The following is a 14150-nucleotide window of genomic DNA, read 5'->3' as shown; positions in this document are numbered from 1 at the left end:
GTCAATCGAAGGGAAAGGATGGTTATCATATACGGAACAATTACCGAATACATGGGGACAGCCTATACAGGACGGGGGATTGCGCATAAATACGACACATTGATTGCCACCGCGGAGCAGACGTTGTTGGTAAAAGCACCACCTACAAATTCAGTGTCTGATCTATTGAATGAAGCGACAACGTATTTCATTAAACGAGGATTTGACGTGGATCGTTTTCATAACCCGGTCGATGTCGATCGAATTGACGCCATTTTCGTCAGTGCATTCGGGTTATTCATTCTCCAATCATCCCATCCGGTCGCTTTGGAACCGACGGAGTTCGGCGGGCGTCATCGTGTCATCAGCTTTTACGATACGTTCGATGAGAATAAACTACAAGCTCAAACAACCGACTTGAAAAAGATTGCAGAGGAATCGGATCTTCAACGAACGAAGCTGCTGCAAGCAATGACAAATGCCATTCACATTCATGAGGAAAAAGAAGCGTTAAATATTCCGAGGGTCATGTGGAAAGAACATGATGAATTGCTTGAATCCTTAAAAGTGGAATTGTTCGGTACGATGAAGTTGCACAAGAAATCGACAGTGGCCCATCGTATCGCAGGCTCACTTGCGCCGGGCGGATCGCGTGATTATTTGCCGTCCATTACGAGCCGAGTGAAAAGGCGGATTCTTATGAAAGGTTTATCGGGTACGGGGAAATCGACGATGTTGAAAACGCTAGGGAAAGAAGCGGAACAACGTGGAATTGACGTTCAGTACGGTTGGTGTGGATTAGATCCGAATAGTGTCGATCTGTTGTTGTTTCCGGAACTTTCGGTTTGTCTGTTCGATGCCACTCTACCACATGAATATGACCCTGAACGACCAGGCGATGAAATTTTAGACCTTGTTTCGCTCGTTGCTGAAAATGCAGAAGCGGAAGAGGCCGTGCAAGAGATTGAAGGGCGTTATAAGGAGAAAATTATGGATGGTATCGGATATATGCATGCATTTGCGCAGTCTGAAAGCAAGCTCCGTGACGTTATGGATAAGGCGATTGATCGGAAACGATTCGAAGAGAAAGCGAAGCAGTTTTGGGCATGCATTCATGAGTGAAACGGTTCTTTCAGCGCGTTTTGCTTCCATATGCTAAAATGGGGGCATCACCTGATTGAAAGGAAGATCAATTTGTCCAAAGTTCTCGATACGTATTTACAACAAAATTTACAAGAATTGCGTGACCAAGGATTGTACAATGTTATTGATCCCGTGGAAGGTCCAAATGGTCCTGTTATTAAAATCAAAGGAAAAGATTTAATTAATCTATCCTCCAATAACTATTTAGGTCTGGCGACTGACGAAGATTTGAAAAAATTGGCGATTGCGGCTACTGAAAAATACGGTGTAGGTGCTGGAGCCGTCCGTACGATTAACGGTACACTCGACATTCATATCGAACTCGAAAAGAAACTCGCGGAGTTCAAAGGAACGGAAGCAGCGATTTCATACCAATCCGGTTTCAATTGTAATATGGCTGCGATTTCAGCGGTTATGACAAAACAAGATGCGATTCTTTCAGATGAATTGAACCACGCATCCATTATCGACGGCTGTCGTCTATCTGGTGCAAAAATCATTCGTGTGAAACACCAAGATATGGACGATTTACGTGCGAAGGCGAAAGAAGCGAAAGAATCCGGTCAATACGGCAAGCTCATGTATATTACAGACGGTGTGTTCTCGATGGATGGCGATATTGCAAAGTTACCGGAAATCGTGGAAATCGCGAAAGAGTTCGACTTGATCACGTATGTGGATGACGCGCATGGTTCAGGCGTTACCGGTCTAGGAAAAGGGACTGTGAAGCATTTCGGTCTAGAAAAAGAAATCGACTTCCAAATCGGTACGTTATCAAAAGCGATCGGTGTTGTCGGCGGTTATGTAGCAGGTACACAAAACTTAATCGACTGGTTGAAAGTCCGCTCACGTCCGTTTTTATTCTCAACGGCTTTACCGGCAGGCGATGTTGCAGCGATTATGGGCGCATTAGATAAAATCATGGCATCTACGGAACTGCATGATAAGTTATGGGAAAACGGCCGTTACTTGAAGGAAGGGTTGAAAAACCTTGGCTTTGACATCGGTGTTTCCGAAACACCAATTACACCATGCATTATCGGCGAAGAGAAGTTGACACAGCAATTCTCTACACGCTTAATCGAAGAAGGCGTTTACGCAAAATCCATCGTCTTCCCGACGGTTCCAAAAGGCACAGGCCGCGTTCGGAATATGCCGACTGCAGCGCACACGAAGGAAATGCTTGATGACGCACTTGCGATTTATGAAAAAGTAGGGAAAGAGTTAGGCGTCATTTCATAAAAATAGTTTAGCAACTATCGTATCGGCTTTTGTGCTGGTACGGTAGTTTTTTTATTGAATGATGCAGGTGCTATAGATGTTCGTTACATGATTAAAGACATGTAACGCAAAAGGGGCGTTGGGGCATGATGATGTGAGCTTCGAGGGAAGTTTCGCGCATAAATCGATTAGACTCGGAATAAGAGGCTCTCAATTTTCGCCATTATCGTCAATTGGTCGATTGGTTTTGTAACAAAACTAGTCTTTTTTTACTATTTAACGTTACAGGATGATTACTTTTTAGTAAAAAGGGTAATAGATGAGAAGAAATCATGCGAAGAAGGATGATAGTATGCGATATAATGAGAGCATTCAGTTATTGCAGTCGAACGGCAGAGCGGGCTCGTCGATTGTTAAATATAGATATGAAAAGATTAAAAAGACGATGTTGATGATTATACGAGAAGCCGGTGTTATTTCATTTGAAGAGCTTTCAACAAGAACGTTGAAACGATTAACTCCTTTTGACGGCAATAATCAGTGGTATATGGAAGCGATTGTTACAGATTTAGAAGCGCGTGGACAGTTGGAATGTCCACTGTTGAACGGTCAATTATTTGTTCGATTCGCTAAATGATAAAAGCAAGCCCTTCGTTGATTGATGGGCTTGCTTTGTGTTTACAAAGTGGTTTATTTAGTTGGAATGTGAACTTCTCTTGCCACTTCATCATGAAAGACTGTTGTGAGTTCACCGTTAGGAAGTTCAAGGTCATATTGCGTCTGTTCATTCGGTCGAACCGCGACAATGAGGCAACGAGTGCCATCCTTTAATTCGACAAATGTCTCTTCCACAAAGTCCATTTCTCACACCTCCTTCGTTGAAAATGTCCTCTCAGCTACTCTCTTCAACGTATAGTGCAAAACATGCCTTTGCATGCCGACAGCTTGTTTTGTCGCCATCGCCATCTCTTTCTCAAAAACCTCTCTCTTCTTTTGCTTAGCTGCAATGATCCCTTTCAATGAATGTACCATCCACGGGGTACCAAGCTTGGCCAAACATTCAGAAGCTCTTTCCAGATTGTTATTCATAGTATACCCGATTCCGCTATAATAATTCCGATAAGCAGGGTCTTCCATTGTTTTTGAAAACTCCACGAGATTTCTCCACTCTTTCTGGTGGAAATATAAATTTGCTTTGTACACTTGTTGCACTTCCGCATTTGCATAGGATTTTAGCACACGCTGTAAAGAAGTAATAACTTCCTCGTCCGTTCCATGAGCGAGTGCATAAGCATATCCAAAAATCGGTTTACTGCGATGGTTTGTCAAATACCGGTTAATCAGTTTCAAATTGCGGGATTTGTATATGATATAGAATGGGTAACCCATCGTTAAGATGAACGTGAAAATCATGATGATTGTAAAAACGAGCCATGGCTGTAACCCCGCCATGTATAAAGACAAAGCGAGCAGGACGCTGATGACAATAACAATTATGTAATTAACGTATTTACTAAACATGATGCACCTCAATGTTTTTCTTTAGTATAACAGAAAATTGAGAGGAAAAGATTGCTAACTAAAACAGGTAGTTGTTTTTCAGAAAAGAACATAATATAATCGTAATGTATTGATAATAAAGAGTTTATACTACTTAGAATAATTTATGTCCTTTCCATAAATACATTTGATCTTTAGGAGGAGTATGTGTTGAAGAAAATAATTGTTACAGGTGCACTTGGCCAGATAGGTTCCGAATTAATTGGTAAACTCCAAAAAGAATATGGCGAAAATAATGTTTTATCGACAGATATTCGTAAACCTGAACATCCGATTGCGGGTCCATTTGAAGTGCTAGATGTGACAGACGGTAAGAAAATGCATGATTTAGCAAAGGATTTTGGTGCAGATACGATTATGCACATGGCTGCCTTGTTATCGGCAACCGCAGAAAAAAATCCATTGTTTGCTTGGAATTTGAACATGGGTGGACTTCTAAACGCACTGGAAGTCGCTCGCGAATTAAACATGCAATTTTTCACGCCAAGTTCAATCGGAGCATTTGGCCCTTCAACGCCAAAAGTGAATACGCCGCAAGATACGTTGCAACGCCCGACAACTATGTACGGTGTCAATAAAGTATCTGGTGAGCTATTATGTGACTACTATTACAGCCGTTTTGGCATTGATACAAGAGGTGTACGCTTCCCTGGACTCATCTCGTATGTCGCACAACCTGGTGGCGGAACGACAGACTATGCGGTAGATATTTACTACAAAGCGATCGAAGAAGGGAAGTACGAGTCCTTCATTGCAGCAGGTACATACATGGATATGATGTATATGCCAGATGCACTGCAAGCAATCGTTGACTTAATGGAAGCGGACCCTGCAAAATTGGTGCACCGCAATGCATTTAACGTAACGGCAATGAGCTTTGAACCGAGCCAAATTGCAGCGTCCATTCAAAAGCATATTCCGGACTTTACACTATCGTATAATGTCGATCCTGCTCGTCAAGCAATCGCTGACAGTTGGCCGGACAGCATCGATCCTTCAGCAGCTGTGGCGGAGTGGGGTTTTAAAGCACAATATGATTTGGACGCAATGACCGCTGACATGCTTGAAAAGTTAAAGATGAAGTTACAACGATAAGCGTATATAGGAAAGCCGTTGATTCGATTAGGATTGACGGTTTTTTTGTAGTTGTTTGATGAAATAAACGATCTAAGGAATAAAAAGCTGTCCTCTTGTGGAGAGTTGTCGATGATCGAGTATTTTTTAGTTGGAGGATTAGCATTACATATACTGGAATTTTTTTAGTTTGAATGTAACGAAATGTCTTGAATTTCCGTCTACTGAATAAGGAGACGGATTTCATGAAGATACGGAGGATGTTCTTCTTCGGTGTAATTTTATTCGTACTAACGGGTTGCCGGCCATCTGCTTTTGGCGGTGAAAGTATAATTGAATGGGTGGATTTTATTAAACTCCATGGAATAGAATACAATGGAATTCATTCTGGGGTTTTAGCAGACGAGCACGATATTGGAGAAAAAATCGGAACGGTTCAATTTAGAGTGGCAGATAACGTGACTAATCCAAACTATAAAATCAAAGATGGCGATGCTGCATTTCATGAAAAGGGAACTGATATTTATCAAGTCAAGGATCAACCGCATTTAATCGCAGTTAAGGATGCTCATGCCATAAATGGATACCAAGTATACTTTTCAAGAGATGAACTTGACTATCAGTGGCATTTTAAAGATATGCCCATTGAAAAGGTTAAGTTAATTGAGATTTATCAAAGTGTCCCGGCAGAGAAGGATAAATTGATTGCTAAATTGACAAAGAGCGAAGACGTCAATACCTTCCTTCAACTACTAGTGGAGAGTGAAGAAAATCCTAACTTCCAGCCGAATAGTGAAAAAGGGGATCCTCTTTTTTACGAAATGGTTTTCTATACGGAAGATCCAATTGCTTATAAATTTACCATGTAGTTCGACGGAAACACCTATTATTAGTATCCTTGGGACACATCTATCTTGTCTGATGAGATCAAAGATTTCATTGAAGGAAATTAAAGGGTGTTTCAGTAATTTAGCGCTTTATGCTTACAGAATAAATAAAATGTGTAGTTGTAGATAAACTTAATTATTTTCATTACAATGTAATAGTACTGGACACAACTACTAATTTTAGTAACAAAGCATAGGAGATGTTTTTTTGAAGTATGTAATTTACGGAATCATTTTTGTTTGTATCATTCCTGTTCTTGCCTTTTTCCTCATATCTAAAGAGTTCACGTTGTATCTCTTAGTATGTTTGTTGATTCTTCTCTCCGTCATTTTTGTAATTAATCGGATGGGAACGAATAAGTGAGTTAAATGCTTTTTCAATGAATTGAATGGGGGTATGTAATGTGGGTTTATTACTAACGATCATCATGTCATTCTCAATCATTCTATTATTCATTTCTTTATTCTACGCGGTCATTAATCGTTCTTGGTCAGCGATGTTTGTATGTTTTATTGCGAGTCTACCGGTTTCGCTATACTTTGCAAGTGTGAGTTCGCCGTTATCCTATTTAGGATTGGCACCGGTGCTTTTCTTGATTCTCATGATTGGTTATCGAGTGAAGTTTAGAAGTAATGAGTTCAATAATTAGCGACTCTTGCTGGTAAAGAAAGTTCGAAATTAACGATTTGGAGAGAGCTTATGAAAATTATTCCCTATCTATTATTAGGTATCTTTATCAGCGCTGTGGCTTTTATTATTTTCGAAAATATATACTCCAATGTAACAGGAGCTATTTTCAGTTTAACGGTACCTATTGGAATGATTTTAGGTATGCAAATCGCTATATACAAAAAGTTACAAGATAAGTAAATAAGGTTATGTGATAGAGGGAGAAAGGAATTGAGCGGGTTGCCGTTCAGTTCCTTTTTTGCATTTATTGAAATGCAAACTTCGCAAAGTAGTAGCTTTTCAATTGAGACAAGGAGGCTATCGATCGGATAAACTAACTTATCGATCAAGTTCACAATCTATTCGATTGAATCCGCCGACTTATCGGTCGAGTTCACAAAGTTATCGATCGAATTCACAAAGTTATCGCCATTTCGGGACCTTTGACGTATTCCAACAATGACGCGTTCTCCTAATTCTCCCGTTTTACATACAAATCATCGATTAAGGTTGAAAGAAGAATAGGACCTTCCACTAGTAAAGTTATCGATCAAGTTCACAATTTATTCGATTGAATCCGCCGACTTATCGATCGAGTTCACAAAGTTATCGCCATTTCGGGACCTTTGACGCACCACAAACACCCTCAACCCAAACAAAAAACCACCGTATCTCAAACAGATACGGTGGTTTTGCAATGACAAATTAAAATAACAAATGTGCAACGCCGGCTACGATCGGTAGGGCGATGAGCGTACGTAATAAGAAAATGATGATCAAGTCTAAAATGTTCAGTGGTATTTTTGTTCCGAGGATCAAGCCACCGACTTCAGACATGTAAATGAGTTGTACGACCGAAATCGTAGCGATTGTAAACAACGTAATCGGGGACGTGATGACACCGTCTGCGAGGATTACAGGTAAGAACATATCTGCAAATCCGACGACCATTGTTTGTGCAGCTTCTGCAGCTTCTGGAATACCGAGTACAGCTAAAATCGGTTCGAACGGCTTTCCTAAAATGGTGAACACGCTTGTATATTCAGCTAGAACAAGGGCGATTGTACCGAACGCCATAACGACTGGCGCAACACCAATCCACATGTCGAGCACGTTTTTCATACCGTCTGTGAAGATTTTGCCGATGGAACGATTTTTTGAAGCTGTGTCTAGCGCATACTCCAACCCGTGGCTGACAACGTTGTACCCTGCAGGTAACTTTTCGTCTGCCCCTGTAAACTTTCGACCGTCGATATACTCGGTCTTTTTACCGCGCAGCGGATAAATCCGTGGCATGATTAATGCCAAGATGATACCGGTTAAAATAACAGTTGCATAGAACGGTAGGAAATATTGCGACATGCCAACTGTATCGATAATAACGAGTGAGAACGTAATCGAAACGACTGAAAACGTCGTAGCGATAATCGCTGCTTCACGTTGCGTGTAGTGGCCTTCTTCATATTGTTTGCTTGTCAATAAAACCCCGATTGTTCCGTCGCCAATCCATGAAGCGAGTGCATCAATGGAAGAACGACCTGGTAAATTGAACAATGGACGCATTACCTTCACCATCATTGTGCCGAAAAACTCTAGTAAACCGAAGTTTAATAGAAGTGGTAAAAGCAAGCCGGCAAACAAGAAAATCGTGAATAAGAATGATACAAGACCATCTGGTGCCAGTAGCAAGCCGCCTGTGTTTTCATTCCAAATGGCTTCCGGTCCGACTTGGAACGTTACCATGATGGCGAAAATTGCCCCGACAAGACGTGTGATGGCCCAAAATGGTGTCACTTTGAATAAGGATTCCATGAGCGACGGTTTTGAACTGGACCGCGGGACGAATAGAAATACTAACGATCCGATCGCCGCGATACTAATCAAAATCATTGCAGCCATTGGCATTGCAGGTTCTACCCAACCTGAAAGAATCGCTGCAAATTTTGCGATTGGCACTTTCCATTCGTCTCCGAATTTAAGTGGTATCATGAATAGGATGATTCCTAGTATTGAAGGCAGTAGAAAATAAAGCCATGTGGATGTGCTATGCTTTTTCATGCTTTTTCTCCCCTTATGAATAAATTATCATTTTTATTGTATATTTATACATTCTAACTACTTTAAGACCTATTGTAAATATAGTATCACAATGTTGTATTTTTCTGTAATCAAATTTGAAAATAAAAAGAGCCCTGTTAGTTTTTCAGACAGGGCATAGGCTTACGTTCATTCAAAATCGCGATCCCATTGATACGTATAGAAGCGTTCGTAATGTAGCCATTTCATCGCTTCAGGGTCTTTTTCAGCTAAACGCTTTTCCATATCGCGCATCATCCAAACGGTTTGTGAAGCGTGCGCATTCAACGTCGCAAGTTTCTTTTGTGCAGCACCTTCTACGTGATGAAGGACGTCGGGTTGTCCAATGACCTCTACGGTATTGTGTGCAAATGCGATCGTATACAACGTCGGCCGTTCGCTTTCAGGCATTCGACGAATCGCTCGTACGACTGCGCGTGCTGTTGCGTCATGATCCGGATGGACCGACAATCCTGGATAAAATGAAATGACGAGGGATGGATTTGTGTCTTCAATTAAGTCTGTAATAAGCTTAATCATCTTTTCGTCATCTTCAAATTCAATTGTCTTGTCTCTTAGCCCCATCATTCGCAAATCGGTAAGACCCATCGCAGCGGCTGCGTTTTGCAGCTCCTGTTTACGAACTTGTGGCAATGTTTCCCGATTAGCAAATGGGGGATTGCCTAAATTTCTCCCCATTTCCCCTAGTGTCAAGCATGCGTAAGTAACCGGCACGCCCATCTCGATGTAGGTGGAAATGGTACCCGATACGCCGAAAGCTTCATCGTCTGGATGTGGGAAAATGACAAGTACGTGTCGTTCTTTTTTTATCATCGAAAAGCCTCCTTAGCTTACCATTGCTACAACTTAATATGTAAACGGTGTTTCACTAATTTCAAGAGCGACTGCCAATTTTCCGTCGGGATCCAAGCCTGCCATGAGGAGACGGTCGTGCTCGTCGACTGTGTAATGCGTGATGCCTTGCGCATAAATCCAACCGGAAGGCAATTTCAAGCCGATGCGATGTGGCGAATCACCAGCCACTTTTCCGAGCTCATATTTCACAACAACGTTCCGGATAAAGGCACCAGCATTAAAAAATCCTTCTTTGAAATGCGTTGCGTAAGCGCCGTTCGTCGTTTCAAGATGGATGTACACATCTTTATTCGCATAGGAATTAAGCAATTCCTGTAAGTGGTCGGGTTGAACTTTTTCCATGCAGAATCCTCCTTCGTGCAAACTATCAATGGTTTAAGTATATAGAAAACGATGATTGAATGCGATTGACGTGCTTGAAGGGGGCGTCTTCATCAAGAGGGTGGACATAGCAGAAAGGTGGCGAGCGGTAGGTGGGATATACATGGTATACATGCTGGTGCCGATGAAGTGGACTGTGCAAGTTCGGAGTGAATCGCCTAAAAAAGCTAGGTGCCCGCGTTACTTAAGGGCACCTAGCCAATCCAGACGATTAGATCGTTGTTGTCGTAATGTCTGATGCACCAAATCGATTTTTCGCACCGTGCATGACAGGGCCAACATACGCATTCAGCTGCCAGCCGTTAGCGATCGCTGCAGAGACGAACCGCTTTGCTTCAATGACCGCTTCCTTGACGGCAAGTCCATTCGCAAGGTTCGCGGTAATCGCTGCTGCAAACGTACACCCGGCTCCATGGTTATACGGCGTCGCTGTTTTTTCTGCTTCCAACAATGTGAATGTCTCGCCGTCATAAAACAGATCGGCGGCTTTGTCGTGATCCAATTGTTTCCCGCCTTTTATGACAACATTGCGTGCTCCTAATGAATGAATTTTTTCGGCAACTGATTTCATCTGTTCAATCGTTGTCGGGGTTTTCATGCTCGCCAATTGGCCAGCTTCAAACAGGTTGGGCGTGACAATCTCTGCATGAGGAAGTAAGTATTCCACCATGGCATCGACCGTACCGGGGTTCAACACTTCGTCATCTCCTTTACAGACCATCACCGGATCAATGACGACATGATCAAGTCCTGATGCCGTAATGGCTTCGCCTGCCGTCCGAATGACTTCTTCCGTGCTCAACATTCCTGTCTTAATGGCATCGACGCCTGTTGAAAGTGCGGTTTTCAGTTGTGCTTGCAACACGTCAATTGGAAGGGAGTAGACTCCGTGATTCCAATGATTGTCGGGATCCATCGTCACTACGACTGTCAAAGCGGTCATGCCATACGTGCCGTGCTCTTGAAATGTTTTTAAGTCGGCCTGAATGCCAGCTCCTCCCGATGTATCTGAACCTGCAATCGTCAACGTCTTTTTCATCGTCATTGTTGTGATTCCCCTTCGTGTTTGATTAAAATCTTTCCTTTCATAGTAAGGAAGAAAAACGTAAAATACAATTAACGGGAATTGAAAATAGTGATGCTAACGTAAAGCAGCTGTGCGGGGCGTTCGAAGTAGAGCTCCAGTGCCCGTGGTAGACCGTTTTGTGACCTAAGTTGGCCAAACCCGCATCCAAACCGGGACGTCTCTAACTCAAAGCCGTTCATCACAGGCCTCAGATAAATTACTAAGTGATTCTCCCGCAACTAAACCGGTGACCTTGCAATGAAAAACGATTTGGTAAGGAGTTGTCACAGATGTATAGTTTGCCAGGAAACTTTTTCATAGGCCAAACGTACAACTTAGTAGAATAGACTCGAAGTGTAACGGATTGTGTCGAAGGAAGGTGAGTGAAAGTATGGGAGATCAGAAAAAAATACAAGAAATCGAGAAACTGTTAAAAGAATTGAAGGCGGCAGAATCTGAAAGTGCTGTCACAGTGGAAGAAGCAATGGGCAGGAGGAAGAGTTTCTGGCGCATCGGCAAACTTTTTCTATCGTTCAAGCTATGGAAGCGTTCGTTTATCCTCATGGCGGTCTTGGCTATCCTGCTAGTTATCGCAATTCCGTTCGTCACATTTTATGTATTAAAACAAGGTAGCACGTTCACCGAAGAAAAAGGCGTCTTCGTGGAACAAATACAGGATTTAAATGAAATGGCAACCGCCGAGGCGTTTACAAAAGTAATTGTCGAGCGGTCGGACAATCAATTGTTCGGGCAAAGTATCGGCATGAATGTACCTGGAACAAAACGGCAACTACTTGTCGTCATACCAGGATCCGTAAAGGCGGGCGTCGATTTATCCGGCGTAACTGAAAACGATATTGTCATCGATGACGAGAAGAAAACAGCCAACCTAACGTTACCAGCAGCTCAATTTTTAGGCGGTGCAGAAATCTATTTTGAAGACGTTGAGATCTATTCGTATGAAGGGGTGTTCCGCGAAAAAGCGGACATTAACGAAGCATATGATCTAGCAGCAGAAGCGAAGACGCTCATTTTGGAAGAAGCAACAGGACAAGGTGTGTTAAAAACCGCGCAATTCAATGCAGAAAAGACCTTAAAGGAAATGTTTTCATTCGCTGGCTATGACGTGACGATTGAGTTCAAGGAGACTGAGAAGCATGGTGAATAAAGTGTTTGGCAACGACTGGGATGACGTATTGCAAGAAGAATTCACAAAACCCTACTTTGCTAACCTGCAGCAATACCTTGCGGATGAATATGAAAATGAAACAGTCTATCCAACTAGGGAAGACGTATGGACTGCTTTTAAACTGACCCCATTCCATAAAGTGCAAGTCGTCATACTTGGACAAGATCCGTACCACGGGCCAGGACAAGCACATGGACTCAGTTTTTCCGTCAAGCCGGATGTCAAATTCCCACCGAGTCTCCGCAATATTTTTAAAGAATTGCAGTCGGATATTGGTTGCGATATTCCTCCGTCCGGTACGTTGACAGGCTGGGCAAAACAAGGTGTACTTATGCTCAATACCGTTCTGACCGTCCGAGAAGGAGAAGCGCATTCTCATCGAAAACAAGGGTGGGAGACTTTCACGGATGAAGTCATTCGTCGCTTAGCGATGCGCGAAGAACCGGTAGTTTTCATATTGTGGGGGCGTCCTGCTCAAGAGAAAAGGAAATTAATAGACCTCTCGAATAACGCTATTGTGGAATCGGTCCATCCAAGCCCCTTGAGTGCAAGCCGAGGGTTTTTTGGCAGCCGTCCATTTTCGAAAACAAATGCGATTTTACAAGCGTGGAATGTTCGCCCAATTGAGTGGTGTAAGACCGATGGGGGAATTTGATGGGAAAGAATGCCCCTTAGTTTTTGTGAACGGTAGAGATTTGACAAGCGAAAACCTCATTGGGGCGCGTCATTGCGTACGCAGTTAGGCCATGATACAGTTGATAGGAAAGAGGTTGATGACATGGCTGTAAATTGCTTTACCTGTCAATATTGTTATGTCACATGGGACCCGAAACATCCCCGTGGTTGTAAGGCATATGGATTTAAAACGCGCGAACTACCGTCCATCGTCGTCCGACGATCTTCCGGCATGGAATGTATGAAATATGAACCGAAAAAAGGGGGCATCCGACGTTGATTGCGACGAAACGAATACTTGCAGAAATGGAACGCCAACTTCAGCAGGCACGAACGACGAATGATGAACAAGCAATTCGAGAAGCTTTGGCAGCAATCCGCTCGCTTTGCGAAGTCGTACTAGGCGAAGAAACGATAGCATCACAACCAGTTGTCCAACAGGCCGTACCGCTTGCCCAACAACCACAAATTCATTCACTGGAAAGCAAACCGCTTGTTGAAGAAGACGCAAATGGCGGTTCGATTTTCGATTTCTAATTGTTGAAAACTTGCCTATTATGAAAACGGGAATACTTGTTGAAATGAGCTATCATAGAAATAGAAACAATTATTCACATTCAGAAAGAAGGAAACCATATGCCATTTTTTATTATCGCTGGTGCTGTTAACGCGGCCATTGCAGTTGCCCTCGGCGCATTTGGCGCACATGCACTGAAAGAACGCCTATCCGCGCATTACCTCGCCATCTGGGAAACGGCCGTTCAATACCAAATGTTTCACGCCATCGGTCTCCTAGCAGTCGGCATCCTCATGAGCTCCGCGCTCCTCGGACCGTCGACACAACTGAGCTGGGCAGGCTACTTACTGCTCGCGGGTACGATTATTTTCTCCGGCAGCCTCTACGTCCTTAGTCTGTCAGGCATCGGAATTTTAGGCGCAATCACCCCAATCGGCGGCGTCGCATTCATTGCTGGCTGGATAATGTTAATCATCGCAGCGGTGAAATTTGGAAAATAATAAGCGTTTGATCGAGTTGAAGAGCCTAAATTCTTCAACTCTTTTTTGTGGAATCTCGTCGTCGTGAGTTCTAGAAATGGGCGAGGTTACGCGTGAATGGTGTCTCTTCGCGTGAGACAACTTTAATACGAGTACGCCTCGGTCAAAAGTGGTTTGTTCCGCACCCAAAGCGAGTCGTGCAGAGTCCAAAGCGGTTCGTCGCGCTTCAAAAGGAGACTGTCCCGTTCCAAAGAGCGTTACCCCACGCCTGAAACGTGTCCTCTACGTCCAAATAGAGAGAAGTAACGGCTAAGCGGTTGCGAAAACAATGCACTGTACACTCAATTGTCGAAAAAT

General features: G+C 43.0%; 16 protein-coding genes. 10 read left to right on the top strand and 6 right to left on the bottom strand.

Going from position 1 to position 14150, the window contains the following annotated elements:
- The first annotated feature begins 18 nt into the window (after positions 1-18).
- The 3 genes from NRI27_RS11935 (at position 19) to NRI27_RS11925 (ending at position 2980) form a co-directional block, all read left to right on the top strand.
- A complete protein-coding gene (locus tag NRI27_RS11935) occupies positions 19-1101 on the top strand; it encodes a hypothetical protein (protein ID WP_371390870.1) in 1083 nt (360 codons plus the stop codon).
- Positions 1102-1173: 72 nt separating this feature from the next.
- Positions 1174-2364, top strand: coding sequence for a glycine C-acetyltransferase (locus NRI27_RS11930; RefSeq protein WP_371390869.1), 1191 nt, complete (start codon positions 1174-1176; stop codon positions 2362-2364).
- Between the two features lie 331 nt (positions 2365-2695).
- Entirely contained in the window at positions 2696-2980 is a 285-nt protein-coding gene (locus tag NRI27_RS11925; RefSeq protein ID WP_371390868.1) for a DUF6958 family protein, read from the top strand.
- Between the two features lie 53 nt (positions 2981-3033).
- Here the strand turns inward: NRI27_RS11925 and NRI27_RS11920 are convergent, their stop codons facing one another.
- The gene (locus NRI27_RS11920) at positions 3034-3204 is read right to left on the bottom strand and encodes a hypothetical protein (RefSeq protein WP_317944630.1); all 171 of its coding nucleotides are present in this window, start codon (positions 3202-3204) and stop codon (positions 3034-3036) included.
- 3 nt (positions 3205-3207) lie between these two features.
- A complete protein-coding gene (locus NRI27_RS11915) occupies positions 3208-3864 on the bottom strand; it encodes a hypothetical protein (protein WP_371390867.1) in 657 nt (218 codons plus the stop codon).
- Positions 3865-4053: 189 nt separating this feature from the next.
- On the opposite strand from NRI27_RS11915, the gene NRI27_RS11910 reads away from it, so the two are divergent.
- The 3 genes from NRI27_RS11910 (at position 4054) to NRI27_RS11900 (ending at position 6514) form a co-directional block, all read left to right on the top strand.
- Positions 4054-4998: an L-threonine 3-dehydrogenase gene (locus NRI27_RS11910; RefSeq protein WP_371390866.1), complete on the top strand. Its 945-nt coding sequence runs from the start codon at positions 4054-4056 to the stop codon at positions 4996-4998.
- A 224-nt stretch (positions 4999-5222) separates the two neighbouring features.
- A complete protein-coding gene (locus NRI27_RS11905) occupies positions 5223-5846 on the top strand; it encodes a hypothetical protein (RefSeq protein WP_371390865.1) in 624 nt (207 codons plus the stop codon).
- A gap of 422 nt (positions 5847-6268) precedes the next feature.
- On the top strand, positions 6269-6514 hold the full coding sequence (locus NRI27_RS11900; RefSeq protein WP_371390864.1) for a hypothetical protein: 246 nt from the start codon (positions 6269-6271) through the stop codon (positions 6512-6514).
- 725 nt (positions 6515-7239) lie between these two features.
- On the opposite strand, the gene NRI27_RS11895 is transcribed toward NRI27_RS11900, so the two are convergent.
- From NRI27_RS11895 to thiD, 4 genes are all read right to left on the bottom strand, one after another.
- Entirely contained in the window at positions 7240-8592 is a 1353-nt protein-coding gene (locus NRI27_RS11895; RefSeq protein WP_371390863.1) for a YjiH family protein, read from the bottom strand.
- A 168-nt stretch (positions 8593-8760) separates the two neighbouring features.
- Positions 8761-9444 carry a bacillithiol biosynthesis deacetylase BshB2 gene (gene bshB2 / locus NRI27_RS11890; protein ID WP_371390862.1) on the bottom strand — a complete coding sequence of 228 codons (684 nt, stop codon included), beginning with the start codon at positions 9442-9444 and terminating at the stop codon, positions 8761-8763.
- Positions 9445-9477: 33 nt separating this feature from the next.
- Positions 9478-9828 (bottom strand): YojF family protein, encoded by a 351-nt coding sequence (locus NRI27_RS11885; protein WP_371390861.1) that lies wholly within the window; start codon positions 9826-9828, stop codon positions 9478-9480.
- A 250-nt stretch (positions 9829-10078) separates the two neighbouring features.
- Positions 10079-10912 (bottom strand): bifunctional hydroxymethylpyrimidine kinase/phosphomethylpyrimidine kinase, encoded by an 834-nt coding sequence (gene thiD / locus NRI27_RS11880; RefSeq protein WP_371390860.1) that lies wholly within the window; start codon positions 10910-10912, stop codon positions 10079-10081.
- 412 nt (positions 10913-11324) lie between these two features.
- Between thiD and NRI27_RS11875 the strand changes: the two genes are divergently transcribed.
- From NRI27_RS11875 to NRI27_RS11860, 4 genes are all read left to right on the top strand, one after another.
- Positions 11325-12101, top strand: a complete 777-nt coding sequence (locus tag NRI27_RS11875) for a DUF4230 domain-containing protein (RefSeq protein WP_371390859.1) — start codon at positions 11325-11327, stop codon at positions 12099-12101.
- On the top strand, positions 12091-12777 hold the full coding sequence (locus NRI27_RS11870; protein ID WP_371390858.1) for a uracil-DNA glycosylase: 687 nt from the start codon (positions 12091-12093) through the stop codon (positions 12775-12777). The genes NRI27_RS11875 and NRI27_RS11870 overlap by 11 nt, the downstream gene beginning before the upstream one ends.
- Positions 12778-13073: 296 nt before the next feature.
- Positions 13074-13334, top strand: coding sequence for a YwdI family protein (locus tag NRI27_RS11865; protein ID WP_371390857.1), 261 nt, complete (start codon positions 13074-13076; stop codon positions 13332-13334).
- Between the two features lie 99 nt (positions 13335-13433).
- Positions 13434-13814, top strand: coding sequence for a DUF423 domain-containing protein (locus tag NRI27_RS11860; RefSeq protein ID WP_371390856.1), 381 nt, complete (start codon positions 13434-13436; stop codon positions 13812-13814).
- Positions 13815-14150: the final 336 nt, after the last annotated feature.

The organism is Sporosarcina sp. OR05 (assembly GCF_041414805.1).
GTDB classification, from domain to species: Bacteria; Bacillota; Bacilli; order Bacillales_A; family Planococcaceae; genus Sporosarcina; species Sporosarcina saromensis.
This window is presented reverse-complemented; position numbering and strand designations above follow the sequence as displayed.

What these genes read in the sequence shown, in the direction of transcription:
- NRI27_RS11905 (WP_371390865.1), top strand. Translation starts at nt 5,223, where the DNA reads ATGAAGATACGGAGGATGTTCTTCTTCGGTGTAATTTTATTCGTACTA.
- NRI27_RS11935 (WP_371390870.1), top strand. Translation starts at nt 19, where the DNA reads ATGGTTATCATATACGGAACAATTACCGAATACATGGGGACAGCCTAT.
- NRI27_RS11925 (WP_371390868.1), top strand. Translation starts at nt 2,696, where the DNA reads ATGCGATATAATGAGAGCATTCAGTTATTGCAGTCGAACGGCAGAGCG.
- bshB2 (WP_371390862.1), bottom strand. Translation starts at nt 9,444, where the DNA reads ATGATAAAAAAAGAACGACACGTACTTGTCATTTTCCCACATCCAGAC.
- thiD (WP_371390860.1), bottom strand. Translation starts at nt 10,912, where the DNA reads ATGACGATGAAAAAGACGTTGACGATTGCAGGTTCAGATACATCGGGA.
- NRI27_RS11895 (WP_371390863.1), bottom strand. Translation starts at nt 8,592, where the DNA reads ATGAAAAAGCATAGCACATCCACATGGCTTTATTTTCTACTGCCTTCA.
- NRI27_RS11875 (WP_371390859.1), top strand. Translation starts at nt 11,325, where the DNA reads ATGGGAGATCAGAAAAAAATACAAGAAATCGAGAAACTGTTAAAAGAA.
- NRI27_RS11915 (WP_371390867.1), bottom strand. Translation starts at nt 3,864, where the DNA reads ATGTTTAGTAAATACGTTAATTACATAATTGTTATTGTCATCAGCGTC.
- NRI27_RS11920 (WP_317944630.1), bottom strand. Translation starts at nt 3,204, where the DNA reads ATGGACTTTGTGGAAGAGACATTTGTCGAATTAAAGGATGGCACTCGT.
- NRI27_RS11870 (WP_371390858.1), top strand. Translation starts at nt 12,091, where the DNA reads ATGGTGAATAAAGTGTTTGGCAACGACTGGGATGACGTATTGCAAGAA.
- NRI27_RS11860 (WP_371390856.1), top strand. Translation starts at nt 13,434, where the DNA reads ATGCCATTTTTTATTATCGCTGGTGCTGTTAACGCGGCCATTGCAGTT.
- NRI27_RS11885 (WP_371390861.1), bottom strand. Translation starts at nt 9,828, where the DNA reads ATGGAAAAAGTTCAACCCGACCACTTACAGGAATTGCTTAATTCCTAT.